This is a genomic window from Allomuricauda sp. CAU 1633 (assembly GCF_017313225.1).
Lineage (GTDB): Bacteria > Bacteroidota > Bacteroidia > Flavobacteriales > Flavobacteriaceae > Flagellimonas.
This window is the reverse complement of record NZ_JAFLNE010000003.1, coordinates 58,106-82,552: the sequence shown is the minus strand read 5'-3', so window position 1 is coordinate 82,552 and position 24,447 is coordinate 58,106. Positions and strand designations below refer to the sequence as shown.

The window sequence follows — 24,447 nt, the reverse complement described above, 5'->3', positions numbered from 1 at the left end:
GGGAATGCTTACAGTTTTGCAAACAAATCTTGCATTCTTTCCTGCTCTTCTTCAGCCAAAAGGGGGTCTACTAAAATTCTTCCACTGTGCTCATCTGTAATAATTTTTTTACGGGAAGCAATTTCCACCTGTACTTGCGGTGGAATAGTGAAGAAAGAACCTCCAGAAGCTCCTCGCTCCACAGGAACCACGGCCAAACCGTTTTTTACATTGGTGCGAATTCTTTTATACGCCTGAACCAAACGGTCTTCAATTTTTTCTTCGTATTCCTCTGATTTTTTCAGAAGCGCTTTTTCTTCTTTTTCTGTTTCTGCAAGGATGGCATCCAATTCGCCTTTTTTGTGCTTCAAGTGACCTTCACGCTCTGAAAGTTTATCTTTAGTTTCAGCAATCACTTCTTTTTTCTGCTCAATCTGTGCCTTGAATTCCTTAATGTTCTTTTCGGCCAACTGAATTTCCAGTTCTTGGAACTCAACTTCCTTACTCAAGGAGTTGAACTCTCGGCTATTTCGTACATTTTTCTGTTGCTCGGCGTATTTCTTAATAAGCGTTTTGGACTCCTCAATAAGATTTTTCTTGGCCGTAATCTCAAAATTGATGGTCTCAACGTCCGTTTTCAATTTGTCCATACGGGTTTTTAGACCAAGTACCTCATCTTCCAAGTCCTGTACTTCCAATGGGAGTTCTCCTCGTACATTGCGTATTTCATCAACCCTGGAATCAATGAGCTGTAAATCGTACAATGCTCTCAATTTTTCTTCCACGGTGCTTTCTTTTTTGTTCGCCATATTATTTATAAATACTTGATGGGATTTGTTTTACTCTCCGATAAAGAGACTGCAAAATTAGGAATTTTTTTCGTAAGATAATCAACCAATAAATCTTTTGTAAACTGCTCAGTTTCAAAGTGCCCAATATCGGCTAGAACAAGTTGGTCTTCAGCCTCAAAAAACTGGTGGTATTTTAGATCTGAAGTAACAAAAATATCGGCTTGGGCTCTCTTGGCTGCTGATATGGCATAAGCACCACTTCCTCCCAAAACAGCCACTTTTTTCACCTTTTTACCCAATAATTTGGAATGACGGACCATGGATGCGTTCATTTTTTTCTTGACGAATTGCAAAAAGCCCGTTTCATCCATTTCATTTTCCAATGTTCCAACCATGCCCATACCAATATCTTGATTCACATTTTGAAGTACGAAAATTTCATAGGCCACTTCTTCATAGGAATGGGCATTAAAAAGTGCTTCAAGTATCTTTTGTTCTTTCTCAAAGGAGTAGATTACATTGATTTGGGTTTCCTTTTCAACATGGACCTCTCCAATTGTTCCAACTGTGGGATTAGCTTCATCACCAGCTATAAAACTTCCCTTCCCTTCCAAACTAAAACTGCAATTGCTGTATTTTCCAATTTCTCCTGCTCCCGCACCGAAAAGAGCCGATTTTACGACTTCTGATTCTCCATTGGGTACATAGGTCGTCAGTTTTTTAATGGTTCCCGCCTTGGGAATTAGGATTTTTGGGTTTTGGATGCCCAATACCTCACAAATTTTGGCATTGACCCCATTTTTACTGTTGTCCAAGGCCGTGTGCATACTATAAATGGCAATATTGTTGGCAATGGCCTTCATGACCACACGTTCCACATAGGTGCTACCTGTAAGTTTTTTGAGTCCAGAGAAGATAATAGGATGAAAACTGACAACAAGATTACATTTTTTTGAAATGGCCTCATCCACAACATTTTCTAGGGTGTCCAGCGTAACCAAGACACCACTTACGGTCATGTTATGGTCTCCCACCAACAATCCAACGTTGTCAAAATCCTCGGCATGGGCCAAGGGAGCCAGTTCTTCCAGTATTTTTGTAATATCCTTTACGGTCATTTGTAATTCTTAAGTAGGCTAAAGATAAAATATTATATTTTCGTCCCATGCTGCAATTGTTTCGCAAAATAGCCTTTCCATTTTCTTTGGTCTATGCCTTGGTGGTGCATCTACGGAACTTGTTGTACAATGTAGGCATATTCAAGTCCATATCTTATAAAACGCCAACCCTTTGTGTGGGCAACTTGAGCGTTGGAGGCACTGGGAAAACCCCAATGATCGAATTTCTGATAAGGTTGCTCGATAACCATAAAGTTGCAGTGCTTAGTCGCGGGTATAAACGTAAATCTGAAGGATTTTTATTGGCAGATGAGAATAGTTCTGTCTTGGATTTGGGCGATGAGCCCTACCAATTACATCAAAAGTTTCCGGAAACCACTGTAGCGGTGGATGCAGACCGAAGGAATGGCATCACGCAACTGGAGAGTAGGGTACAACCAGAAATCATCCTATTGGATGATGCATTCCAGCATAGACGGGTTAAGCCCAATTTTTCCATTTTGTTGACTGCTTACGGTCAGTTGTATGTTGATGATTGGTATTTGCCCACCGGTAATCTCAGGGATAGTAAAAGAGAAGCTAAACGAGCCAATATCATTGTGGTCACCAAATGCCCCGAAGGATTATCTGAAGCGGAAAAAGCAGCAATTACCCAAAAATTACAACCGTTGCCACACCAAAAAGTAGTGTTCTCCAAGTTGGAGTATAATCATGTGCTCAAAGGTGAAGGGAGTGCAAGTTTAAGCCTTACAGCAATTCAGGATAAAAAAATAGCATTGGTAACGGGGATTGCTTCACCGGGGCCGTTGGTGCAGTACTTGAAGTCGTTAGGACTGGAATTTGATTATTTTGAGTTTAGGGATCACCACCATTTTTCGGACAGGGATGTCCAACAGTTTAAGAACCATGAGGTTATCTTGACCACTGAAAAAGACTATGTGCGGTTAAAAGGTAAAGCGGAAAACCTTTTTTATCTTGAAGTTGCTCACAGTTTCACTACAGAAGATCGAGCTTTTTTGAAAAAAACCATAGAAAGTCTGAGCTAAACCAAACCTTCCAATTTTCGCCTGAAGATATTTTCACCTATTTTTTGATAGAACACCTCGGGTTTAAAGGGTTTAGTGACCACATCATTACAACCGGCTTTGTAGAAACTATCCAAACTGTCATCCAAAGAAATAGCGGTCAGGGCAATAATTGGGATGTCTGGGTCAAATTTTCTAATTTGACGTGTGGCCTCTTCACCACTGATACCGGGCATATGAATGTCCATTAGAATGCAGTCATAGGTGTTGGCTTTGGCCAAATCAATGGCTTCGTTACCGTTATTGGCAATATCGCAGGTAATCTCCTTTTTGGTGAGCATTTTTTTGGTGATGACCTGGTTGATTTTGTTGTCTTCCACAATGAGTACGTGAAGCCCCTTAAAGTCAAACTCTTCAGCATTGAGTTCAAAGGTGACCTCATCAGTGACTTTGTCATCACATTTTAGGTCCATTTCAAAGAAGAAGGAACTTCCGTGGCCCAGCTCACTTTCCAGTTGAATGGTACTTCCAAAGAGACCAAGCAAACTTTTCACAATGGTAAGACCAAGTCCTGTACCTCCATATTCCCTATTGATTTGGATGGAGCCCTGTTCAAAACTGTCAAAGATGTTTTTCTGCTTGTCTTCGGAAATTCCAATTCCGTTATCCCTTACCTCAAAATAAAGTTTTACCTGTTCTTCTTCTTTTTGCAATAGCTTGGCAATGACCTCAACCTTACCATTTTTGGTGAATTTTAGTGCATTCCCTACCAAGTTCATGAAGACTTGCGACAATTTGATAGGGTCGCCAAGTAGTTGTTGGGGAATGTTTCGGTCATAATCCAAAACAAGTTTTGTTTTGTTCTCACTTGCATTTTGCTGCAAGGAATCCACCACATCGGTAAGCACTTTTTCCAGTTTGAACTCAATGCTCAGTGGTTCCAGTTTATCCGCATCTATTTTATTGATTTGAAGAATGTCATTGATAAAGTTCAACAAATATTCCCCTGAAAACTTCAATGATTTTAGGTGCTCTTTTTGGTGCTCCGCCGGATTTTCCTCCAATAATAAGTGGGTGAGCCCAGTCACGGCATAAAGCGGTGTTCTAAGCTCATGGGTAACCGTTGAAAGGAAATTGGTCTTGGCCTCCATGGCGGAAACCGCAGAATCCCTGGCCAACTCCAACTCCTTGTTCTTGGTGTACAACAGATCGTTGGTCTTGAGCTTGATCTGGTTGTTCCTGAAAAGCGATACGGCCAACAAAGAAATAATGGTCAAAAATGCGGAGGTTAATATGGCTGTGATCTCTGAACGGTTTTTGGATTCGCTCAATTCCTCATTTTTGGCCGTGAGTTTGTTGATTTCATTCATCTGATGCTCAAACCGTATTTTGTCTGCGGTACTGGCATCCAACTTGGCCTTTTCAATGCTGAAAATGGAATCTTTTATGGTTTCAAGAGCTCTATTGTACCGTAAGGCTTCGTCATACTCGCCCTTAACCTCGAATATTGCTGACAATTCTTCATTGGCGGTCCGTATTTCCTTGGAAAATCCATGTTTTTCTGCCAACTCCAGCGCTGCTTTTGAATGAACAATACCCTCTTCCGTATCTTTCATTTGCATACTTATCCTAGCCAATTGGAGGTTGGCCTTTGTTGCCAGATATGCTCTCTCTTTGTCGTCTGAGTTTACGATAAGGGCATGCAGATTTTTTATGGCGTCATCATATTTTTCAATGTTGGTAAAAATATAGGCTTCCAGTAGGAGAATATTGTTGCTGAGGTTCCTATTGTTACTCAACATTCTGGATTCTTCCAACGATTTAAGGGATTGAAAGTTATTGCCTTCCTCAAATCGAAGTGCGGCATCCAAATACAAATGAAATGCCTGGCCGTAGGAATAGCTAATATCCTTTAGTAGAATGCTAGCGCGATCCCAATAAAAAATTGCGGTTTCCCGGTCACCTTCTTCCAAAAATAAACGGGCATATTGATGATAGGTGTCGAGCAAAAGCTTTGCATCCTCATTGTTTTCTGCAATATTGGCGGCTTCATCCAGGGTCTCCAAGGCCTTGTCCAACTTGTTTTGATGTCTATATTCCGTGAATTCATCAAAGATGGCCTGTACTTTGGCCGTGGAACTAATATCTTTTTGATTTTGACCAAAAGAAACTTGTGTGCATATTAACATGCACAGTAGAAACAGCGTCTTTACGCCAATCCATTTGTGTAGTAAGTTCGAGGTCAAATGTAATTTCTCTTTATAAGCAAAGCTATTAAATCAATAATTCTGGAGCAATATCCAGTCTCATTGTCATACCATCCAATAATTTTCACCATTCTTCCAATAACGGATGTCATCAAAGAATCAAACGTACAAGAATGATAACTATTGTTTATGTCAATGGAAACAATGGGATCTTCCGTATAATGGAGAATATTTTTCAGTCCATTCTCGGCAAATCTCTTAAAGGTACTATTTATTTCGTCAATGGAGGTCTCCTTCTTAACATTAAAGGTGATGTCTGTAAGGGAGCCATTGGGCACGGGAACCCGAATACCACATCCCCCAATAACGTCAGAAAGCTCTGGAAATATTTTTGTCAAAGCCTTGGCAGCCCCTGTTGTTGTTGGAATAATGGACTGTGCTGCCGCTCGGGACCTTCTTAGGTCGCGATGCGGGCCATCATGTAATCTTTGATCCGAAGTATACGAATGAATTGTGGTAATATAGGCTTGCTCAATTCCACAAAGTTCGTGCACTACTTTAATCATGGGAGCCGCATTATTGGTAGTACAGGAGGCATTGGAGATGATATCATCCGTTGCGCTGATAAGCCCTTCATTTACGCCTAAAACCACCATTCTTATGGATTCATCCTCTGGCGGCACAGATAGGATCACTTTTTTGGCGCCGTTTTTTAGATGAAACTCTAAATCTTCCCTTTTTTTGAATCTTCCTGTGGATTCAACCACAAGGTCAACCCCATAAGCTTTCCAATCGATTTCTTTGGGATGCTGATGATTGAGCACACTGATTTTTTCCCCATTTACGATGATGTGATTGCTATCGGAACTGACATCGGCGTTAAATGGACCATGAATACTGTCATATTTTAGGAGATGGGCCAAGGTTTTGGCATCGGCCACGTCGTTAATAGCCGCTACGGTGATATGGGGATGGTTTTGTAGCAGTCTAAAAAGTGTCCTTCCAATTCGGCCAAAGCCATTAATGCCGATTACAATATTTTTCATGATAAGGGGGAAGTCAAGAAACTTAGTGTATATGTTTGTGGGCCTTGTAGGATGAACGTACCAACGCACCACTTTCTACATGCCTGAAACCCATTTCCAAGCCAATCTCCTCATATTTTTTAAACTGTTCGGGCAAGATAAACTGCTTTACGGGGAGGTGCTTTTTGGAAGGTTGCAAATATTGTCCAATGGTAACCACGTCAACATCTACCTTTCTAAGGTCTTCCATAGTGGCAATTACCTCTTCCTCCTCTTCCCCCAAGCCCAACATGATGCCGGATTTGGTTCGGTTGGCTCCATTTTTCTTCAAATAGTTTAATACTTCCAAACTCCTGTCATATTTAGCCTGAATCCGAACCTCGCGGGTAAGCCTTTTTACGGTTTCCATATTATGGGAAATCACTTCTGGAGCTACCTCCAAAATTCGGTCTAAATGAGATTCAATTCCTTGAAAATCAGGAATAAGGGTTTCCATGGTGGTTTCTGGGTTCATTCTACGAACGGCTTTTACAGTCTCGGCCCAGATAATGGAGCCCATGTCTTTTAAATCGTCACGATCCACAGAGGTGAGCACGGCGTGTTTAATATTCATGATTTTTATGGAGCGTGCCACTTTTTCGGGCTCTGCCCAATCCACGCTCTCTGGTCTTCCGGTCTTTACACCACAAAATCCACAGGAACGGGTACAAATGTTTCCCAATATCATAAAGGTAGCGGTGCCTTCACCCCAACATTCGCCCATATTGGGACAACTTCCAGAAGTGCAGATGGTATGTAGGTCGTACTTATCTACCAAGCCCCGTAATTGGGTATATTTCTTCCCTGTGGGAAGCTTTACCCTGAGCCATTTTGGTTTTCCTTTTGGCGGATGTACGTTTTCTGCTACGCTTGTGCTCATACAACAAAATTAGGTTTACAAAGATACGAAACTGGGAAGGAAACTTACGCCGTTGGAACGACTCACTTTTTTTTGATGATCTCGGCCAAAAGTTTTTTGGCACGCAGGAGTTTTACCTTGATATTGTTGACAGGTTCATTCAGCTCTTTGGCAATGTCGGCATAGCTCAATTCGTTGAAATACCTAAGGTTGATAACTTTTTGATAATGGGGTTTTAATTTTTTGATGTCTTGCAGTAAGTTGGCGAGGTTCTGTTCTGTGATGAGCCTATCCTCAACGGTTGGGGTTTCATCGAGCACCTTTTTTACCTCGTCTCCTTTGGACTCCATTTCATCCAAAAGACTTCGTTTTCTTTTACGGATGAGGTCTACATGAAGATTTTTGGAAATAGTGATGAGCCATGTTTTGAACTCATAGGTGTCATCAAAGGTGTCTATTTTATCAAAAGCTCTGGAAAAGGTTCGGATGGTAATGTCCTCGGCATCGTTTTCATTTTTGGTCCGCAGTAACTGAAACCCGTACACATCGTTCCAAAAAGTGTCCAAAAGTGTGCTAAAGGCAATTTGATTGCCCTGCTTGGCCTTTTGAATGTTTTCCTTAATGGATTGCTCAGTTTTCTCCAAAAATGTGATTTTGCGATACGGATTGCAAAAGGAGGATTACTGAAGTTCCGGCATGCTGTCTCTTTTACATTCTTGTTCGTCTGGCTGCTTTCCGCAGAAACCACAAGCTTCTCCTTCTTTGTTCAAGAAAGGACTTTGGCTTGCGCATGTTCCAGCAAACTTTCCGTCTTTTTTACCCCAGATTTTAATGGCTATTCCGGCAAATGCCAAAGCCAAGAGACCTATGGTCAACAATGCTAACTTCATAATCCAACTTTTGCACAAAGGTACAAAATACCCAACGAAAGCTGGGGTAGTTTAGGAATACTTTAGAAAGGGATTTCTAATAGTTGATGTTGGCCACAATATTGTCCACTGATGGAGAAGTGTTGCCACCTTGAGGTTCTATGGTGATGTAGCCCACGGCCTTATCCGCATAGGGTAGGGCAAGGAGTTTGTCCTTATCGTCCAATTGTTTGATGACGCCCAAATTTACCAACTCCCCGTTGACTTCAGCCCACATTTGGAAACATTTGTTCTCTGGTAATTGGGGAACATTGCTCACATTGATGTAGGACAGTTTTTTTACAGGGTTGATATAGGCAATGGCTTTGAGTTCCTTTCCTTCCCGTTGCCCTTTTAACTGATATTTTCGTGTATCAGGATTATTAAGGACGATGAACTGGTTTCGCATATCTTCCAGTTGGTCCTTCATGTTATCTTCCAAATACTTGATTTTGTTGGTGACCAAGGTATTTTCTTCCTGAAGGCTTTGGTTTTGGCTCCAGAAGAAATAGGACGACCCGGCAAAAATCATGATGGCCACACTTGCAGCAATGGCATATTTATAGAATCTCTTGAAGACGGCCTTTTCCTGTTTGGCACTGGCAATGATGATTTCCTTGAGCCCTTCTGGGGTTTTCTTGGCGTACATCTTGGCGAAAGTCTCCAAATTATCTTGAAGTTCATTATAGGTGTCCCTTACCTCAGGATACATAGCAATGTAGCGCTCAGCTTGTAGTGCTTCCTCTTTTGTGGTGTCTCCCACAAGGTATTTTTCGAGTATGTCCGAATCTAAAAATTGTTTAACTTTTTCCTTCATGGCAATATATTTAGCAATAGAAGTAATGTCATGGTTGTACCGTAAATCTTTCCTAATTCCCGGAGACCAATCTTTAATCTAGATTTTATGGTCCCCAAGGGAATGTCCAGTTCGTCACTTGCCTCTTGCTGCGTCATTCCTTCAAAAAATAGGGCTTCAAGAACAATTCTGTACTTTTCCTCTATTTTGTGCAAGTTCTCCTGAACATCCAGATGTTCGGGACTAATCCCACTCACTCCTAGGTTATATACGTCTGAAACGTCGATTTGGACTTCCTTGTCCGATTTATTATTTACACTTCGTAATTTATCGATAGCGGTGTTCCGGGTAATTCGGAACAACCAGGTAAAAAGTTTGGCCTTGGAAGCATCGTAGGTATCGGCCTTTTTCCAGATTTTTATAAAGCTTTCCTGAAGGACATCCTGTGCCAAATCTTCGTCCTTTACCACCTTATAGGCCACGCCAAAGAGCGTATCTCCGTAGTTTTCATACAGTAAGGATATGGCTTTATCGTCCTTTTCCGCCAGCAGCGAAACAATATGTCTCTCGATCAGTGTGCTCATTCAGGCTATACTAAGATAAAATTTTAAGGGGCAAAAATCTAAAATAGGATTTATCTCGTATATACAACAAAGCTAAGGTAGAAAAAGCATTATTTGCCAGCTTGGAAAATGAAAAGAAAGAGCATTTGAGCTCATACGACATATAATAATTTTGGTTAGTTTGGTTTGGTATAACCCCCGTTATTGTTTCAATGCGGGGGTTATTTTATGATATTCACTTCAGGTTGAATCTTAATTTTAAACTTTTCCGCCACTTCTTTTTGGATTTGCTGAGCCAATTTCCATATTTCACTTCCGGTGGCATTTCCATAATTTACTAGGACCAGGGCTTGTTTTTCATGAACACCGGCATCTCCGAAGCGTTTTCCTTTAAATCCACATTGCTCAATAAGCCAACCAGCAGGAATCTTATACCGATCATCATCCACCTCGTAATAGGGTGCTTCAGGGTTTTTCTTTATGAATTTGGTGTATGCCTTTTGTGAAATAACGGGATTTTTAAAAAAGCTTCCACTGTTGCCCAACTCTTTTGGGTCAGGCAGTTTGCTCTGACGAATGGTAATTACTGCGTTGGAAACATCCCGAATGGTTGGATGAACGATTCCATTTTTCTTCAGTTCCGCCTCAATGGCACCATAACCTGTATGCAAAGTATGGTTCCGTTTGGTCAATTTTAGGTTTACCGAGGTGATGATGTACTTCCCCTTCGCTTCATTTTTAAAAATGGAATCCCGATACCCAAACGCACAGGCTTCATGATCGAAAGCTACTAGTTCACCAGTCTCCATTTCCATGGCAGAACAACTCACAAAAATATCTTTCAGTTCCACACCGTAAGCCCCAATATTCTGAATGGGTGCGGTACCTGTATTTCCTGGAATTAGCGAAAGGTTTTCCAGTCCGCCAAAACCTTTGTCCAAGCTCCAAAGCACCAGTTCATGCCAATTTTCACCGGCCATCACCTTGATCTCCACATCATCCTCATTTTCATCAACAATGCTGATGCCTTTCAGGTTGATGTATAGTACAAGGGCATCAATATCTTTGGTAAGCAACATATTGCTTCCCCCGCTTATGATAAATTTCTTTGGATAGGCCTCCAATTCCAAGATTTTCTGTAATTGTGCCAATCCAGTGATTTCCACAAAATACCGGGCTTTTACATCAATACCAAAGGTATTATAGTGTTTTAAGGATATGTTTTCCTGTATGTTCACCTATTGGAATTATACTGTTTTAGGGCTTCACCCAAAATATGTACCGCCTTTACAAGTTGGTTTTTTTCCAACACATAGGCAATTCTGATTTGGTTTTTTCCTAAACCGGGTGTGGCATAGAACCCCGCTGCTGGGGCCACCATTACTGTACTGCCATCAATTTCAAAACTTTCCAGAAGCCATTGGGCAAAATCATCGGCATCTTCAATGGGTAATTCCGTCACACAGTAAAAAGCACCTTGGGGAACGGCAACTTTTACGCCATCCAGTTTTTGCAGTTCCGAAATCAGTATATCTCTTCTGGCCACGTATTCCTCAATAACATTGTCAAAGTAAGATTGAGGGGTCTCCAAGGCGGCTTCACTGGCTATTTGGGCAAAGGTTGGGGGCGACAATCGCGCTTGTGCGAATTTGAGTGCCGTTTGAATCACATCCTTATTTTTGGATACCAAACATCCAATTCGTGCACCGCACATGCTATATCTTTTGGAAACCGAATCCACCACTATAGCATAGTCTTCAAGGCCACTTTCCTGAAGAATGGAATAGTGTTCCTTGTTATCATAAGTGAATTCTCGATACACTTCATCGGCAATCAGGAATAGGTCGTGTTTTTTAACCAAGGCAGCCAATTGCTGAATTTCTTCCTTGCTGTACAGGTATCCCGTAGGATTTCCCGGGTTACAGATAAGGATGGCCTTCGTTTTTGGACCGATCAACTTCTCAAAATCTGCAATGGGAGGTAAGGCAAAATTAGTATCAATGGATGAAGCAATGGGAACAACGTTAATCCCAGCTGCCGTGGCAAATCCATTATAATTGGCATAAAAGGGCTCGGGAATGATGATTTCATCGTCAGCGTCCATAATGGTACCCATGGCGAAGGAGAGCGCTTCGGACCCGCCTGTGGTCACAATAATGTCCTTTGCGGTTACATGGATATCCTTTTGGGCATAATACTGGGCAATTTTCTCCCGATATACCTCAGAACCTTCCGTCATGCTATACGCCAACACCTCAATGTTATGGTTTCTAACCGCATCCAAAGCAACTTTTGGAGTCTTTATATCGGGTTGACCAATGTTAAGATGAATAACATGGATTCCCCTCTTTTTGGCATCTTCGGCATAAGGAACCAATTTACGGATGGGAGAGGCCGGCATTTGCCTTCCCTTGTTGGAAATACGTGGCATGTACAAATTTTTAGGCAAAAATGGGAAAACCAACAGTTGAAAACAACACATTGCCCCATTATTTGCATCCTTTCAGGAATGTTAAATTACGGGGTACGTCTATTATTAATTTGTATATTTAGTAGACATAACCGCTTAGAAGTAAGTAAATTGAAAAAAAATTGGCCTTTTTTTGTACTTCTTTTAATGTTGGCGCCCCTAATGGCATCGGCGCAGGGATTCAAATTGCCCGAAGACCAGAAGTTCCAAAAAATAAAGTTTGAGCTGATCAACAACATCATCATCATTCCTATCAACATAAACGGAACGGAACTCAAGTTTGTGTTGGATTCGGGGGTGAGCAAGCCCATACTTTTTAATCTTTCCGATCAAGATTCAATTCCCATCAACAATGTTTCCGAAGTCACCGTTAGGGGATTGGGAGGCGGAGAGCCCATGAAAGCTTTGAGTTCTTCTGGAAATGCATTTAAGTTGGGCAAGGCAAAAAACTATTCACAGGAGTTGTATGTGGTCTTGGACAAGGGAATCAATTTTTCCACCTCGCTGGGTGTGCCCGTACATGGTATTTTGGGATATGAGATTTTTAGGGATTTTGTGGTGGAAATCAACTATAATTCCCAAAACTTAAAACTTCATAATCCAAGGCTGTATGAGGCCAAACGAAGCAAGAAATCACAAACGCTTCCCATATCCATAGAAAAAAGAAAAGCCTATGTAGAAGGAACGGTGTTGATGACGGATTCCGAAAACATTCCAGTAAAATTGTTGGTAGATACTGGCAGTAGCGATGCTTTATGGCTTTTCCACCAACCGGAAAAAGGGTTGGAAATCCCGGAAAAGCATTATGAGGATTATTTAGGACGAGGTCTCAGTGGGGACATTTTTGGTAAGCGCACCAAAGTAAACGGAGTTAAGATTGGAGATTTTGAACTCAAGGACGCCAAAGCTGCTTTTCCCTATCGCGAATCTTTTGGATTTATAGAAAATTTGGGAGATCGAAATGGAAGTGTAGGTGGCGAAATCTTAAAACGGTTCAATATTATTCTCGATTATCGGAAAGGTCTGGTCACCCTACAAAAGAATGGGAATTTTAGGACCCCGTTCCAGTACAATTTAGCGGGAATTGACCTTCAACACAACGGATTACGGTATATCGCTGAAAGTATAGCTGGTTTGGATGGGGTAGTACGGGAAGATAATAACTCATCCTTTGGTAATGTGCAGATTCTCTTGGAAAATAAAACTCGCTTGAGTCTGGTTCCAGAGATTATTGTTTCGGGTATCAGGGCAGGAAGTCCAGCCGCTGAGGCGGGGTTGCGGGAAGGTGACGTAATATTGGCTGTGAACGGCAAAAGCATTCACCGCTATAAACTTCAAGAAGTCCTTAAAATGTTGAATGAAAAAGAAGGAAAACGAATCAAAGTGCTCATAGAGAGGTACAACAAAGACCTTTTGTTCACTTTCGTACTGAAAAAAGTATTCGACGACGATTAAAAAGAAAAAGCCCTGAAATTTCAGGGCTTCTCCATTCAAAATAATTTTCTTTCCACTTATTTGGCTCCTTCCGCCTTAACCGTTCCTTTTATTTTAAGAACCTTGGTGGGTGTATCGGCATTGGAAGTTACAGTGATGGCTTTTCTAATAGGGCCAACTCTGTTGGTATCATATTTTACCTCAATTTGACCTGTTTTTCCAGGTAAAATGGGCTCTTCGGGTTTTTTGGGGATAGTGCATCCGCAACTCGATCTAACATTGCTGATCACCAAAGGGGCTGTTCCGGTGTTGGTAAATTCAAATATACGAACCCCATCACTACCTTTGGCAATTTCACCATAGTCTATGGTCTCACTCTTAAACTCAATCTTAGCAGCTGTATCTTGGGCGTAGATTCCTAGGGAAAGCAACCCAACAAACAGCATAAGTACAGTTTTTTTCATTTTTTTGGTTTTTGGGTGAACCTCAAATGTAGATGTTTTATCACCTGCATCCAAAATTCTTTTGTTATGTAATAACGTTACTTATTTTTGTTTCGTATTTCTGGATTGGCCTACAACCGAAGAATAGCATTAATTTAACATTACGCTTTCCTTTATATAAACCAATCCGTAGCCTTAAAACAAAAACTATACCGAAATAATGGAAATTCCATCAAAATACGAGCCCAATAGGGTGGAGGGGCATTGGTATGCCTATTGGATGAAGCACGATTTTTTCAGCTCCAAACCCGATGATAGGGAACCTTATACCATAGTAATTCCTCCGCCCAACGTAACCGGAGTGCTCCATATGGGGCATATGCTCAACAATACTTTGCAAGATGTTCTTATCCGTAGGGCCAGGCTTTTGGGCAAAAACGCATGTTGGGTGCCTGGCATGGACCATGCTTCCATTGCCACAGAGGCCAAAGTGGTGGCCAAACTGAAGGAGGAAGGTATCAATAAAGCCAATCTTTCCCGGGAAGATTTTTTAAAACATGCTTGGGATTGGACCAATGAATATGGAGGAGTTATTCTCCAACAGTTGAAAAAATTGGGATGCTCCTGTGATTGGGACCGAACAAAATTCACCATGGATGACGATATGTCAGCCTCGGTAATCAAAGTTTTTGTCGATTTGTACAATGAAGGATTGATTTACAGAGGGTACCGAATGGTGAATTGGGACCCCGAGGCCAAAACAACGCTTTCGGATGAAGAAGTAATTTATGAAGAACGGCAAGGAAACCTGTACTATTTGGCCTATGCGATTGAGGATTCCGACGAAAAAGTGATTATTGCCACTACGCGTCCCGAGACCATTTTGGGTGATACCGCCATCTGTATCAACCCGAATGATGAAAGATACCGTCATTTGCGAGGTAAAAAGGCCATTGTTCCGCTTTGCAATAGGGTAATCCCCATCATTGAAGATGAATATGTGGATATTGAATTTGGTACGGGCTGTTTAAAAGTGACCCCGGCCCACGATGAGAATGATAAAAATTTGGGGGATAAGCACAATTTGGAGGTAGTCGATATCTTTAATGAAGATGCAACCTTAAATTCCTATGGTCTCCACTATGAAGGCAAAGACCGTTTTGTGGTGCGCAAAGAGATTTCCAAAGAGTTGGAGGAAAAAGGCTTTTTGGTAAAGACCGAACAGCACTTGAACAAAGTGGGTACATCTGAACGGACCAAAGCGGTGATTGAGCCCAGGTTATCTGATCAATGGTTCCTTAAAATGGAAGAATTGGCCAAACCTGCTCTTCAGGGGGTTCTCAAGACCGGCGACATCAAATTATACCCTTCAAAATTCGATAATACCTACCGTCACTGGATGGAAAACATTAGGGATTGGAACATTTCACGTCAATTGTGGTGGGGTCAGCAGATACCCGCCTATTATTACGGAGACGGGCAGGACGATTTTGTGGTTGCGGAAACTCCGGAAGAAGCCTTGAAGTTGGCGCAATCCAAAAAACCAAATATCCAAGAATCTGATTTGCGTCAAGACCCCGATGTTCTGGATACGTGGTTCTCGTCTTGGTTATGGCCCATTAGTGTTTTTGGCGGAATCTTGGAGCCAGACAATAAAGAAGTAAGCTATTATTATCCAACCAATGATTTGGTTACCGGACCTGATATTTTGTTTTTCTGGGTAGCTCGAATGATTATCGCAGGATATGAGTATCGTGGTGAACGCCCTTTTGAAAATGTATACTTGACAGGTCTAGTGCGGGACAAACAACGGCGTAAAATGTCAAAACAGTTGGGCAATTCCCCAGATGCCCTGAAACTTATTGAAGACTTTGGGGCCGATGGGGTTCGTGTGGGACTTTTGTTGAGTGCAAGCGCTGGGAACGATATCATGTTTGATGAAGCTCTCTGCCAGCAAGGCGCCAACTTTGCGAATAAAATTTGGAATGCCTTCCGCTTGATTAAGGGGTGGGAGGTTGCCGATATAGCTCAACCCGAAGCTTCAAAAACAGGGATAGAATGGTATACTGCCAAATTGAATCAGACTTTGGCTGAGATTGATGACCACTTTTCAAAATATCGAATTTCAGATGCGTTGATGGCCATTTACAAATTGGTTTGGGACGATTTCTGTTCTTGGTTGTTGGAAATTGTAAAACCGGCCTATCAACAGCCCATTGATCAGACCACGTTTAACGAAGTCATCCGACTTTTTGAGGAAAACTTAAAATTATTGCACCCTTTTATGCCGTTTTTAACGGAGGAGGTTTGGCAACATATCGCGGAAAGAACTCCAGAAAATGCCCTGATTGTTGCCAATTGGCCCAAAGCGGATCAGGCAAATGAATCATTGATTTCAGATTTTGATTTTGCTGCTGAGGTAATCTCAGGGGTGCGGACCATCCGAAAGGAAAAGAACATTCCACAGAAAGAAACTTTGGAACTTTTTATGCTGAATGCTGAAAAAGTAGGTAGTAAAATGGATGCCATCATCATGAAGTTGGCCAATATATCCAAGCTCGAAACAGTGGAGTCAAGTTTGGATGGAGCTTTGAGTTTTAGGGTAAAAAGCAACGAATACTTTATTCCCATAAGCGGAGCCATAGATGTGGAGGCGGAGATCCAAAAGATTACCGAAGAACTTAAATACACCAAAGGCTTTTTACAATCGGTTCAGAAAAAATTGAGCAACGAACGTTTTGTAAACAATGCACCCGAACAAGTGGTGGCGACAGAGCGTAAAAAAGCGGCAGATGCTGAAGCCAAGATTGAAACCTTGGAAAAAAGTTTGGCGAGTTTACAATAGATTTTACCGATCTTTTGGTTGTTTAACCCTTGGGTTTTGTCAATTGGTGTAGTTGGTATATTCTTCTTTTTCATATATTTAGGAATATGGAAACCTACGCCACCGCTTTGTTGTACGCTACGCCCTTTTTTTTGGGGTTGGTGCTTTTTGAAATTGGCTATGGGCATTTCGTCAAGAACCAGAAGCACAATGTTATGGATACCATAAGCAGCCTTAGCTCTGGGCTCACCAATGTGGTTAAAGACTCCTTGGGGCTTGTGGTCATTTTGGTATCCTACCCATTTTTGTTGGAACATTTGGCGCTGATGGAAATCAAGGCCACTTGGTTGGTGTGGGTGGTTGCCTTTATTGTTTTGGATTTTGCAGGGTATTGGAATCATCGGTTGAGTCACCATGTCAACTTTTTTTGGAACCAACACGTAATCCATCACAGCAGTGAGGAATTTAATTTGGCCTGTGCCTTGCGGCAGCCCATTTCCAATCTCTTGGGATATTTTGCCCTTTTGCTCATTCCAGCTGCCCTTTTGGGGGTTCCCCATCAGGTTATTGCGGTTTTGGCGCCCATCCATTTATTTGCCCAGTTCTGGTACCACACACAGCATATCGGAAAAATGGGTTGGTTGGAATATGTCATCGTGACGCCCTCGCAGCACAGAGTGCACCATGCCATCAATGCGGAATATATAGATAAGAACTTAGGGCAGATTTTTTGTGTATGGGACCGAATGTTCGGTACGTTTCAAGAAGAATTGGATGAAGTTCCTCCCCAGTACGGTGTATTAAAACCGGCACAGACCTGGAATCCCGTCGTCATCAATTTTCAACATATATGGCGATTGATTAAGGATGCTTGGCGGACCAAAAGTTATTGGGACAAGATAAGGATTTGGTTTATGCCCACAGGTTGGCGTCCCTCTGACGTAAAAGAAAAATATCCAGTAGAAATCATTGAAGACGTTTACAATTTTAAAAAGTATAAACCCGAAGCTTCCAAAGCTTTGAAAGGGTATTCCATTTTTCAACTGGTCATTACCACAGCCATGATGTTGTTCATGTTCTATAAGTATTCAGACATTGGGTTTGATGGACTTCTTCTGTTTGGTGCTTTTGTCTTTTGGGGTGTTTATGGCTATACCACATTGATGGATAGGGCCAAGTATGCAGCGTGGATAGAAGTTTTAAGGGGATTGGCGGGATTGCTCTTGATTTTTATGACCAATGACTGGTTTGGATTGAATGCCTATGGGTCAATAGGGGTTTATTTTGTAGCGCTTTACTTCGCAATCACCATTTTTGGAGGAATCTATTTTACCTACTATGAAAAGTCATTTGCTGCACCTAAATTGGTTTCCTAAAGGTTCCGCAGCTCGGTATTCACCAGTTCAATATATTTTTTCATGGCCTGTTTCACACTAATGTTTTTGGCTTGAAACAAGGCATTGGCCTTAAAGGCATTAATTAAGGGAGTTCTGCTGCCGGGATTGTCATAGTTTCTATTGGCAATCTTAAAATAGGCGTATAGCTTCAACAGGAGGTCTGCAGGAAGCGGCTCGGTGTAGGCATTTACAAAGGCCACCGCATCATTAAATTCATTATTTAATTCCTCATCAATCATCATCATCTTTTCTAAAAGAAGCGATACAGGTTTTGGCACCGGTCACTTTTTGGCCAAGTTTTACTGTAATATTACAGTTTAAGGGCAACAGCAAATCCACGCGGGAACCAAATTTAATGAACCCGGCGTCTTGGCCTTGGGTGACTTGCTCTCCTTCTTCGGCATAATTTACAATTCGTCTGGCCATGGCCCCGGCAATCTGCCGATATCCAATTTCACCAAATTTTGGAGTGTGGAGCACCACAGTGGTCCGTTCATTTTCAGTACTGGACTTTGGGTGCCAGGCCACCAAATATTTTCCGGGATGGTATTCGGAATAGGTTACCGTGCCGCTGGCCGGGTAGCGGGTAACGTGCACGTTTATGGGGGACATAAAAATAGACACTTGCCGGCGTCTATCCTTAAAATATTCGGGTTCGTCCACCTCTTCAATGACCACCACTTTTCCATCCACAGGAGCCAAAATTTCATCAAAATTGGGCGTAACCGGCCTTTTGGGATTCCTGAAAAACTGCAATATGGCAATGAGAAGGACAAAGGCGGTTATCTGTACCGTAAATCGAATCCATTCCACCTCAATATAAAACTGTGCAGCAATAATGGCCGCCACTACAAGAAAAAAAGTGAAGATGATTATTTTTTGCCCCTCTTTATGAAACATACGAAAATATATTAAGTACTAAATAGGCGAACGGAGCAGCAAAGACCAAACTGTCCAATCGATCCCAAATTCCACCATGTCCCGGTAAAATTGCACCGCTGTCCTTTACACCTGCCATTCGTTTAAACTTGGATTCCAGCAAATCCCCCAAACTGCCCGCTATTACTATCACTGTGGCCAAAATCATCCATTCGGTCAAGGATAATCTGGATTCATAGCAGGACATAAAGTATGCTGACGCCAATGCAAAAATAAGACCTCCCAAAGAACCTTCAATGGTTTTTTTTGGAGAAACTGTAGGATACAGTTTTGTTCGACCTAAAGTGCGGCCTACCAAATAGGCAAAGGTGTCGTTGACCCAAATAAGGATAAATATGCCCATGATAAGAAATTGGGCAAAATTATTTTCCTCGTATGGAATCATCGTTAGAAAAATACATCCTCCACCAATGTAAAAGACCGCTATCACAAACTTTTGAAGGTCAGTAAATTTCTTGGGTTTTTTGGAAAAGAGGAACACAAGTAAGGCCAAATCTACGGCAATGGTCAGCAACATTAGAATGTTGACCGCCGTGCTGTCTTGTACCAAATAGATAAAGGCCCACCAAAGGGTTAAGTAAGCGGCAAAAATGTAATACCCTTTAAGGCGGACAATCCTTTTAAATTCATAAAGGCAGGCCAAACCAAATGCCATGAATAGAAAGTCGAAGGCATCTGAGCTTAAAAAAACAGCCCCCAAAAGAAGCACCACGTAGATGACCCCTGTAATGGAGCGCCTTAAAATTTCTCTCATGTAATCAATAGTCTTCTAAAAGTAAAAGATAGACATTTTTTGAAGCACTTCCGTAGGAAAGGAAATCATCTTTGTTTTCCGGTGTAGGTTGAAAGTGTTTTAAAGTGGTAATATTATTGGGAATATTTTTTTGATAGCGCTCCTTTATGATCTTTAATGCCTCACTGATGGAGTCCACCAACTGACTGGTGGTGGCAAATACAATCAGGTTTGAAGGGAGTTCGTTCAACTTTTTTTCCTTGATTTGGTTGGAGCACACCAAAATGGAGCCATTGTGGGCAACCAAATGCTCACAAGTGGTAAAGAAAATATCACTTTCTTGTCTGTTGTTGGTGAATTCTATTTTTTCTGAAGCAAACCGTGTTTCCAACTGTGGATTCATGGAATAGAAAAGGTGGTTCTGCCAGTTGTTTTCGGAGATGATACTTTTTAAGGCCTCGGAGATTTCAGAAAAATCTTCACAGTAAATAAACTTGCCCCCATTTTTCTTAAAATAGATGGTAAATTTTTCATCTACGGGAATTTTTAAATCTGGCATATGCTCTCCACGGGTTTCCAAAGTTTCCTTGGAAACCTTTTTTCCTCCTCCAAAAAGCTTATTAAAAACTCCCATTTATGGTATCAAGTGCGTTTTGTCAATATCAATTTATACTTCTAATTGAACTTGAATCTTATTTTGCTGCTTCTTCTTCCAATTCTTCTTTTTCGAATGGTCTCTTGCCAAAAATCTTTTCCAAATCGTCTTTAAAGATAACTTCTTTTTCCAAGAGTCTATCGGCTAGTTCTTTCAGTTTATCTTTGTTGTCGGCCAACAACTTTATGGCGCGCTGGTATTGTGCCTCTATCATCTTGGATATTTCCAAATCAATTTTTTGGGCGGTTTCCTCGCTATACGGCTTGGTGAAACCATATTCGTTTTGACCGGAGGAATCGTAATATGTGATGTTCCCCAATTCATCGTTGAGGCCATATATGGTGACCATGGCGCGGGCTTGTTTGGTCACTTTTTCCAAGTCGCTCAATGCCCCGGTTGAAATTTTATCGAACATGACCTTCTCAGCAGCACGGCCACCCATAGTGGCGCACATTTCATCAAACATTTGCTCGGGGCGCACAATCAATCGCTCTTCTGGAAGGTACCAAGCTGCTCCCAAGGATTGTCCACGAGGAACAATGGTCACCTTTACCAAAGGTGCGGCATGTTCCAGCATCCAGCTTACGGTAGCATGCCCCGCCTCATGGTAGGCGATGGTCTTTTTCTCCTCTGGGGTAATGATTTTGTTTTTCTTTTCGAGTCCACCCACAATTCTATCAACGGCATCCAAGAAATCCTGCTTCGTAACCGCTTTCTTCTCTTTTCGAGCGGCAATCAGGGCAGCTTCGTTACAGACGTTGGCAATATCCGCTCCAGAGAATCCAGGCGTTTGTTTGGCCAAAAAGTCCAAATCCAAGGTTTCAGCCGTTTTAATGGGACGCAGGTGAACCTCAAAAATTTCTTTTCGCTCCCTGATATCAGGAAGGTCCACATAGATCTGGCGGTCAAAACGTCCAGCACGCATCAAGGCTTTGTCCAAGACATCGGCGCGGTTGGTAGCGGCCAACACAATAACGTTGGTATTGGTGCCAAAACCGTCCATCTCGGTCAATAATTGGTTCAATGTATTTTCACGCTCGTCATTGGAGCCTGTAAAGTTGTTTTTTCCTCTGGCACGACCAATGGCATCAATCTCATCAATAAAAATGATGGCGGGTGATTTATCCTTGGCTTGCTTGAACAAGTCACGTACCCGTGATGCACCCACACCTACAAACATTTCCACAAAGTCAGAACCGGACAATGAGAAAAAAGGCACTTTGGCTTCGCCGGCAACGGCTTTGGCCAAAAGGGTCTTACCTGTCCCGGGAGGGCCTACCAATAAGGCGCCCTTTGGAATTTTACCACCCAGTGAGGTATACTTGTCGGGGTTTTTGAGGAATTCCACAATTTCTTGAACTTCCTCTTTGGCACCTTCCAATCCAGCTACATCCTTAAAGGAGGTTCTGGTGTCTGTTTTTTCGTCAAAAAGCTTAGCTTTTGATTTTCCAATGTTGAAAATCTGGCCTCCGGCACCACCACCTGCACCGCCGGACATCCTTCGCATCAAATAAATCCAAATCCCTATAATCAAGGCAAATGGGAGTAAAGAGAGCAGCAGGTCACCCAGTACATTGGATTCAGTGTCAAATTCAATGATGGTGTCCAGATTATTCTCCTTTTTTATCTCGGTGATTTCATTTTGAAATATCTGTAGGTCGCCATAGTCCAAAACATATTGGGGTACCAAACCTGTGGATGGGAGCAATGGCTTTTCGGCCACGCCTTTATGCACATCCTTTTTAAGGGCTTCTTCTGTTAGGAAGACTTTGGCTTGACGTGTATTGGTAATGATGACTATTTTTTCAATATCACCATTACGTAAAAACTCCTGAAGCTCTGAAGTGGTTGTTTTTTCGGTATTTGTAAACGTACTGCCTCCAAAAAATTGGAAGCCAATAATTAATGCAATTACCACGCCGTATATCCACCACGAACTAAAACGAGGTTTCTTAGGAGCGTTATTTGGGTTGTTCTCTTTTGCCATTTTTTTTTAAGAATTGTAGCTGCTCTCCACAAGCGTTACTTTGGCATCTCCCCAAAGTCCCTCAATGTCGTAGAATTCCCTAATGTGTTTTTGAAATACATGTACAACAACATTAACATAATCCATTAAGACCCATTCTGCGTTCTCAGAACCCTCAATGTGCCAAGGCTTATCATGTATGGCCTTGCTCACGGTCTTTTGAATGGAGGAGACAATTGCGTTTACATGTGTATTGGAAGTACCATTGCAGATTATAAAGTAGTCGCAAACAGTATTTTCGATTTCCCTAAGATCAAGTAGATTTATGTCAACTCCTTTAACGTCTTCAATCCCATGTAAAATTAAGGCAATCAGTTCATCTGCGCTTGCTTTCGTTTTCTGCATTCAAAAATTTTAGTTTTTACAAAGTTATATTTTTTTTGCTTTCTTAGCCCTAGATTTTAACATATCATAAAGGCATACCACATTGGGAGAGCTACCTCAAATTATCAAACTTGATGCCACGGACTCCACAAATCTGTATTTAAAGGATCTTTTACGGTCTAAAAATGTAGTGGACAGCACTGTGGTTGTGACCAAAAATCAGTTGAAGGGAAGGGGGCAAATGGGGTCTTCTTGGCAATCTGAATCCGGTAAAAATTTGACATTCAGTATTTTAAAAAAGTTTGATGCATTACATGCAATCCATCAGTTTAACTTGAACATCTGCGTTTCCTTGGCCATTTGTGATGTACTTACGGAACTTTCCATACCCAATGTCAGTGTAAAATGGCCCAACGACATAATGTCAGGTTCACTGAAAATTTGTGGCATATTGATTGAAAATACCATGAAAGGGCAGTGGGTGCAACATTCTATTATTGGGATTGGATTGAATGTGAATCAAATTTCCTTTGAAAATTTAGATAAGGCTGGCTCGTTGAGCTCTATAAGTGGGCAATATTTTGACTTGGATGAGCTTTTACGGCTAATTTTAGAAAGATTGGCTCATTATTTTCAGGGAATTGAGGAGAAAACGGTGACCCAGCTGTTACCTTCCTACGAACGCTTTTTGTTCCGAAAGGACAAACCATCCACCTTTACAGATGCCCATGGTGAACTATTCATGGGATTTATTCGGAAAATATCCAGTTCGGGTAAACTGGTTCTGGAATTGGAAGATCATGTTTTTAAGGAATTCGACCTCAAAGAAGTTTCCCTGCTTTACTGACCTATCTTTTCCATATTTGTAGATAGGGTCTCCATAAAATTGGTGATCGGGGATTTGATCATCATCGCCATCATGGCATTGAACTCACCCTCAAAACTCAATGCAACCTCACTTTCGTTATCACCCAAGGCGGTAATGTCACCGGTCAAGGTAAACGGAAGTTTATCACTTGCAGCTCCCAAAATCACTTTTTCATGGGGAATCTGCTCTTTGAGCCGTAGTATGATTTCGGGCATGCCCTTTAGGGCAAATTTGAAGGTCTTTTCGTCTAATACCTCAAATTTGTCAATATTGGCGGGCATAAGAGTCTCAAAATTTTTGATGTCGGTCAGAAAATCAAAAACTTCTTTATCGCTCTTGGCTACTTTCTTTTTAGGGACTTCAATGTGCATATTTGAAGATTTATTTCCATTGCTGTGGATTGGATTTCCACTGCAAAAGGGTATTCAACTGTGATTCTTTGATGTAATGGGTTTCAGAAGCTTGCTCGATCAAATGCTCATAATCTGAAAGGGTGTGCAATTCCACTTCTTCTTTTTCAAAATTAGTGGTTGCCACTGGAAAACCATAGGTGAAAATGGCTAACATGCCTTTTACATTGGCACCACTATCTTTTAAGGCTCTAACGGCATTGAGACTGCTTTTTCCGGTACTGATGAGGTCTTCAATGACCACAACGGTCTGGCCCGATTCCAAACTGCCTTCAATCTGATTTTGTCTGCCGTGGGATTTGGGCTCTGGTCTCACATAAATAAACGGTAATCCCAAGGCTTCCGCTACCAAAATGCCAATTCCGATGGCCCCTGTGGCCACTCCGGCGATGATATCGGGTTTCCCATACAGGTTCTCCACCTGTTTGGCCATCTCTTCCCTAACAAAATTTCGGATTTCCGGATACGAGAGCATTATCCTGTTATCACAATAAATTGGAGATTTCCACCCAGAAGCCCACGTAAATGGATTTTCGGGTTCCAACTTAATTGCATTAATTTGTAAAAGCAGCTCTGCTGTTTTTTTAGCAATTCCCTTATCTAAAACCATTGCG

Annotated in this window: 25 protein-coding genes; 5 read left to right on the top strand and 20 right to left on the bottom strand. The window is 41.7% G+C overall.

From position 1 onward, the window contains the following. Positions 1-8 precede the first annotated feature (8 nt). Together J0X14_RS09830 and J0X14_RS09825 are read right to left on the bottom strand one after the other, a co-directional pair. Entirely contained in the window at positions 9-788 is a 780-nt protein-coding gene (locus J0X14_RS09830; protein ID WP_207097607.1) for a zinc ribbon domain-containing protein, read from the bottom strand. A gap of 5 nt (positions 789-793) precedes the next feature. Then, positions 794-1,888, bottom strand: a complete 1,095-nt coding sequence (locus tag J0X14_RS09825; RefSeq protein WP_207097606.1) for a Nif3-like dinuclear metal center hexameric protein — start codon at positions 1,886-1,888, stop codon at positions 794-796. A gap of 47 nt (positions 1,889-1,935) precedes the next feature. Here J0X14_RS09825 and lpxK point away from each other — a divergent pair, with 47 nt between their 5' ends. Beyond that, on the top strand, positions 1,936-2,934 hold the full coding sequence (lpxK, locus tag J0X14_RS09820; RefSeq protein ID WP_207097605.1) for a tetraacyldisaccharide 4'-kinase: 999 nt from the start codon (positions 1,936-1,938) through the stop codon (positions 2,932-2,934). Here the strand turns inward: lpxK and J0X14_RS09815 are convergent. The 9 genes from J0X14_RS09815 to J0X14_RS09775 form a co-directional block, all read right to left on the bottom strand. Continuing rightward, complete coding sequence (locus J0X14_RS09815; RefSeq protein ID WP_207097604.1) at positions 2,931-5,102, bottom strand: response regulator; 2,172 nt, start codon at positions 5,100-5,102, stop codon at positions 2,931-2,933. The genes lpxK and J0X14_RS09815 overlap by 4 nt on opposite strands. A gap of 53 nt (positions 5,103-5,155) precedes the next feature. After that, the gene (gene gap, locus J0X14_RS09810; RefSeq protein ID WP_207097603.1) at positions 5,156-6,166 is read right to left on the bottom strand and encodes a type I glyceraldehyde-3-phosphate dehydrogenase; all 1,011 of its coding nucleotides are present in this window, start codon (positions 6,164-6,166) and stop codon (positions 5,156-5,158) included. A gap of 22 nt (positions 6,167-6,188) precedes the next feature. Then, positions 6,189-7,064, bottom strand: coding sequence for a lipoyl synthase (lipA, locus tag J0X14_RS09805; RefSeq protein WP_207097602.1), 876 nt, complete (start codon positions 7,062-7,064; stop codon positions 6,189-6,191). A gap of 62 nt (positions 7,065-7,126) precedes the next feature. Beyond that, positions 7,127-7,687: an RNA polymerase sigma factor gene (locus J0X14_RS09800; protein ID WP_207097601.1), complete on the bottom strand. Its 561-nt coding sequence runs from the start codon at positions 7,685-7,687 to the stop codon at positions 7,127-7,129. Positions 7,688-7,723: 36 nt separating this feature from the next. Then, positions 7,724-7,933: a membrane or secreted protein gene (locus J0X14_RS09795; protein WP_207097600.1), complete on the bottom strand. Its 210-nt coding sequence runs from the start codon at positions 7,931-7,933 to the stop codon at positions 7,724-7,726. 76 nt (positions 7,934-8,009) lie between these two features. Continuing rightward, positions 8,010-8,768 carry an anti-sigma factor gene (locus J0X14_RS09790; RefSeq protein ID WP_207097599.1) on the bottom strand — a complete coding sequence of 253 codons (759 nt, stop codon included), beginning with the start codon at positions 8,766-8,768 and terminating at the stop codon, positions 8,010-8,012. Then, positions 8,765-9,331, bottom strand: a complete 567-nt coding sequence (locus J0X14_RS09785) for an RNA polymerase sigma factor (protein WP_207097598.1) — start codon at positions 9,329-9,331, stop codon at positions 8,765-8,767. The genes J0X14_RS09790 and J0X14_RS09785 overlap by 4 nt, the downstream gene beginning before the upstream one ends. A 200-nt stretch (positions 9,332-9,531) precedes the next feature. Next, positions 9,532-10,548 carry a UDP-N-acetylmuramate dehydrogenase gene (gene murB, locus J0X14_RS09780; protein WP_207097597.1) on the bottom strand — a complete coding sequence of 339 codons (1,017 nt, stop codon included), beginning with the start codon at positions 10,546-10,548 and terminating at the stop codon, positions 9,532-9,534. Beyond that, positions 10,545-11,741, bottom strand: a complete 1,197-nt coding sequence (locus J0X14_RS09775) for a pyridoxal phosphate-dependent aminotransferase (RefSeq protein WP_207097596.1) — start codon at positions 11,739-11,741, stop codon at positions 10,545-10,547. Before J0X14_RS09775 ends, murB begins: the two co-directional genes overlap by 4 nt. 150 nt (positions 11,742-11,891) lie before the next feature. Here J0X14_RS09775 and J0X14_RS09770 point away from each other — a divergent pair, with 150 nt between their 5' ends. Next, the gene (locus J0X14_RS09770) at positions 11,892-13,235 is read left to right on the top strand and encodes an aspartyl protease family protein (RefSeq protein ID WP_317194440.1); all 1,344 of its coding nucleotides are present in this window, start codon (positions 11,892-11,894) and stop codon (positions 13,233-13,235) included. 56 nt (positions 13,236-13,291) lie between these two features. Here J0X14_RS09770 and J0X14_RS09765 read toward each other — a convergent pair whose 3' ends face one another. Beyond that, a complete protein-coding gene (locus J0X14_RS09765; protein WP_207097595.1) occupies positions 13,292-13,678 on the bottom strand; it encodes a DUF1573 domain-containing protein in 387 nt (128 codons plus the stop codon). Positions 13,679-13,877: 199 nt separating this feature from the next. Between J0X14_RS09765 and J0X14_RS09760 the strand changes: the two genes are divergently transcribed. Next, positions 13,878-16,502: a valine--tRNA ligase gene (locus tag J0X14_RS09760; RefSeq protein WP_207097594.1), complete on the top strand. Its 2,625-nt coding sequence runs from the start codon at positions 13,878-13,880 to the stop codon at positions 16,500-16,502. Positions 16,503-16,588: 86 nt separating this feature from the next. After that, a complete protein-coding gene (locus J0X14_RS09755; RefSeq protein WP_207097593.1) occupies positions 16,589-17,857 on the top strand; it encodes a sterol desaturase family protein in 1,269 nt (422 codons plus the stop codon). On the opposite strand, the gene J0X14_RS09750 is transcribed toward J0X14_RS09755, so the two are convergent. Genes J0X14_RS09750 through rsfS form a run of 6 tightly spaced genes read right to left on the bottom strand, consistent with a single transcriptional unit; the run spans position 17,854 to position 22,576 of the window. Then, a complete protein-coding gene (locus tag J0X14_RS09750) occupies positions 17,854-18,117 on the bottom strand; it encodes an acyl-CoA-binding protein (protein ID WP_207098046.1) in 264 nt (87 codons plus the stop codon). The two genes, J0X14_RS09755 and J0X14_RS09750, sit on opposite strands and share 4 nt — an antisense overlap. Beyond that, the gene (locus J0X14_RS09745; RefSeq protein ID WP_207097592.1) at positions 18,110-18,778 is read right to left on the bottom strand and encodes a phosphatidylserine decarboxylase family protein; all 669 of its coding nucleotides are present in this window, start codon (positions 18,776-18,778) and stop codon (positions 18,110-18,112) included. Before J0X14_RS09745 ends, J0X14_RS09750 begins: the two co-directional genes overlap by 8 nt. Beyond that, a complete protein-coding gene (locus tag J0X14_RS09740; protein WP_207097591.1) occupies positions 18,768-19,571 on the bottom strand; it encodes a phosphatidate cytidylyltransferase in 804 nt (267 codons plus the stop codon). Before J0X14_RS09740 ends, J0X14_RS09745 begins: the two co-directional genes overlap by 11 nt. 4 nt (positions 19,572-19,575) lie before the next feature. Next, entirely contained in the window at positions 19,576-20,184 is a 609-nt protein-coding gene (locus tag J0X14_RS09735) for an LUD domain-containing protein (RefSeq protein ID WP_207097590.1), read from the bottom strand. Between the two features lie 58 nt (positions 20,185-20,242). Then, positions 20,243-22,192, bottom strand: a complete 1,950-nt coding sequence (ftsH, locus tag J0X14_RS09730; protein ID WP_207097589.1) for an ATP-dependent zinc metalloprotease FtsH — start codon at positions 22,190-22,192, stop codon at positions 20,243-20,245. Between the two features lie 6 nt (positions 22,193-22,198). Continuing rightward, positions 22,199-22,576, bottom strand: coding sequence for a ribosome silencing factor (rsfS, locus tag J0X14_RS09725; protein ID WP_207097588.1), 378 nt, complete (start codon positions 22,574-22,576; stop codon positions 22,199-22,201). A gap of 82 nt (positions 22,577-22,658) precedes the next feature. Here rsfS and J0X14_RS09720 point away from each other — a divergent pair, with 82 nt between their 5' ends. Next, positions 22,659-23,402: a biotin--[acetyl-CoA-carboxylase] ligase gene (locus tag J0X14_RS09720; RefSeq protein ID WP_207097587.1), complete on the top strand. Its 744-nt coding sequence runs from the start codon at positions 22,659-22,661 to the stop codon at positions 23,400-23,402. Here J0X14_RS09720 and J0X14_RS09715 read toward each other — a convergent pair. Both J0X14_RS09715 and pyrE read right to left on the bottom strand, forming a co-directional pair. Continuing rightward, entirely contained in the window at positions 23,396-23,794 is a 399-nt protein-coding gene (locus tag J0X14_RS09715; RefSeq protein WP_207097586.1) for an SRPBCC family protein, read from the bottom strand. The genes J0X14_RS09720 and J0X14_RS09715 overlap by 7 nt on opposite strands. A gap of 10 nt (positions 23,795-23,804) precedes the next feature. Continuing rightward, positions 23,805-24,443: an orotate phosphoribosyltransferase gene (gene pyrE / locus J0X14_RS09710; RefSeq protein WP_207097585.1), complete on the bottom strand. Its 639-nt coding sequence runs from the start codon at positions 24,441-24,443 to the stop codon at positions 23,805-23,807. Positions 24,444-24,447 lie beyond the last annotated feature (4 nt).

Excerpts from the sequence above, each read along its gene's own strand:
- J0X14_RS09830 (WP_207097607.1), bottom strand. The coding sequence starts at position 788 with ATGGCGAACAAAAAAGAAAGCACCGTGGAAGAAAAATTGAGAGCATTG.
- J0X14_RS09790 (WP_207097599.1), bottom strand. The coding sequence starts at position 8,768 with ATGAAGGAAAAAGTTAAACAATTTTTAGATTCGGACATACTCGAAAAA.
- J0X14_RS09760 (WP_207097594.1), top strand. The coding sequence starts at position 13,878 with ATGGAAATTCCATCAAAATACGAGCCCAATAGGGTGGAGGGGCATTGG.
- J0X14_RS09715 (WP_207097586.1), bottom strand. The coding sequence starts at position 23,794 with ATGCACATTGAAGTCCCTAAAAAGAAAGTAGCCAAGAGCGATAAAGAA.
- J0X14_RS09735 (WP_207097590.1), bottom strand. The coding sequence starts at position 20,184 with ATGGGAGTTTTTAATAAGCTTTTTGGAGGAGGAAAAAAGGTTTCCAAG.
- pyrE (WP_207097585.1), bottom strand. The coding sequence starts at position 24,443 with ATGGTTTTAGATAAGGGAATTGCTAAAAAAACAGCAGAGCTGCTTTTA.
- lpxK (WP_207097605.1), top strand. The coding sequence starts at position 1,936 with ATGCTGCAATTGTTTCGCAAAATAGCCTTTCCATTTTCTTTGGTCTAT.
- ftsH (WP_207097589.1), bottom strand. The coding sequence starts at position 22,192 with ATGGCAAAAGAGAACAACCCAAATAACGCTCCTAAGAAACCTCGTTTT.
- J0X14_RS09750 (WP_207098046.1), bottom strand. The coding sequence starts at position 18,117 with ATGATTGATGAGGAATTAAATAATGAATTTAATGATGCGGTGGCCTTT.
- J0X14_RS09815 (WP_207097604.1), bottom strand. The coding sequence starts at position 5,102 with ATGTTAATATGCACACAAGTTTCTTTTGGTCAAAATCAAAAAGATATT.
- J0X14_RS09755 (WP_207097593.1), top strand. The coding sequence starts at position 16,589 with ATGGAAACCTACGCCACCGCTTTGTTGTACGCTACGCCCTTTTTTTTG.
- J0X14_RS09745 (WP_207097592.1), bottom strand. The coding sequence starts at position 18,778 with ATGTTTCATAAAGAGGGGCAAAAAATAATCATCTTCACTTTTTTTCTT.
- J0X14_RS09740 (WP_207097591.1), bottom strand. The coding sequence starts at position 19,571 with ATGAGAGAAATTTTAAGGCGCTCCATTACAGGGGTCATCTACGTGGTG.
- J0X14_RS09825 (WP_207097606.1), bottom strand. The coding sequence starts at position 1,888 with ATGACCGTAAAGGATATTACAAAAATACTGGAAGAACTGGCTCCCTTG.
- J0X14_RS09765 (WP_207097595.1), bottom strand. The coding sequence starts at position 13,678 with ATGAAAAAAACTGTACTTATGCTGTTTGTTGGGTTGCTTTCCCTAGGA.
- gap (WP_207097603.1), bottom strand. The coding sequence starts at position 6,166 with ATGAAAAATATTGTAATCGGCATTAATGGCTTTGGCCGAATTGGAAGG.
- J0X14_RS09775 (WP_207097596.1), bottom strand. The coding sequence starts at position 11,741 with ATGCCACGTATTTCCAACAAGGGAAGGCAAATGCCGGCCTCTCCCATC.
- J0X14_RS09785 (WP_207097598.1), bottom strand. The coding sequence starts at position 9,331 with ATGAGCACACTGATCGAGAGACATATTGTTTCGCTGCTGGCGGAAAAG.
- lipA (WP_207097602.1), bottom strand. The coding sequence starts at position 7,064 with ATGAGCACAAGCGTAGCAGAAAACGTACATCCGCCAAAAGGAAAACCA.
- J0X14_RS09795 (WP_207097600.1), bottom strand. The coding sequence starts at position 7,933 with ATGAAGTTAGCATTGTTGACCATAGGTCTCTTGGCTTTGGCATTTGCC.
- rsfS (WP_207097588.1), bottom strand. The coding sequence starts at position 22,576 with ATGCAGAAAACGAAAGCAAGCGCAGATGAACTGATTGCCTTAATTTTA.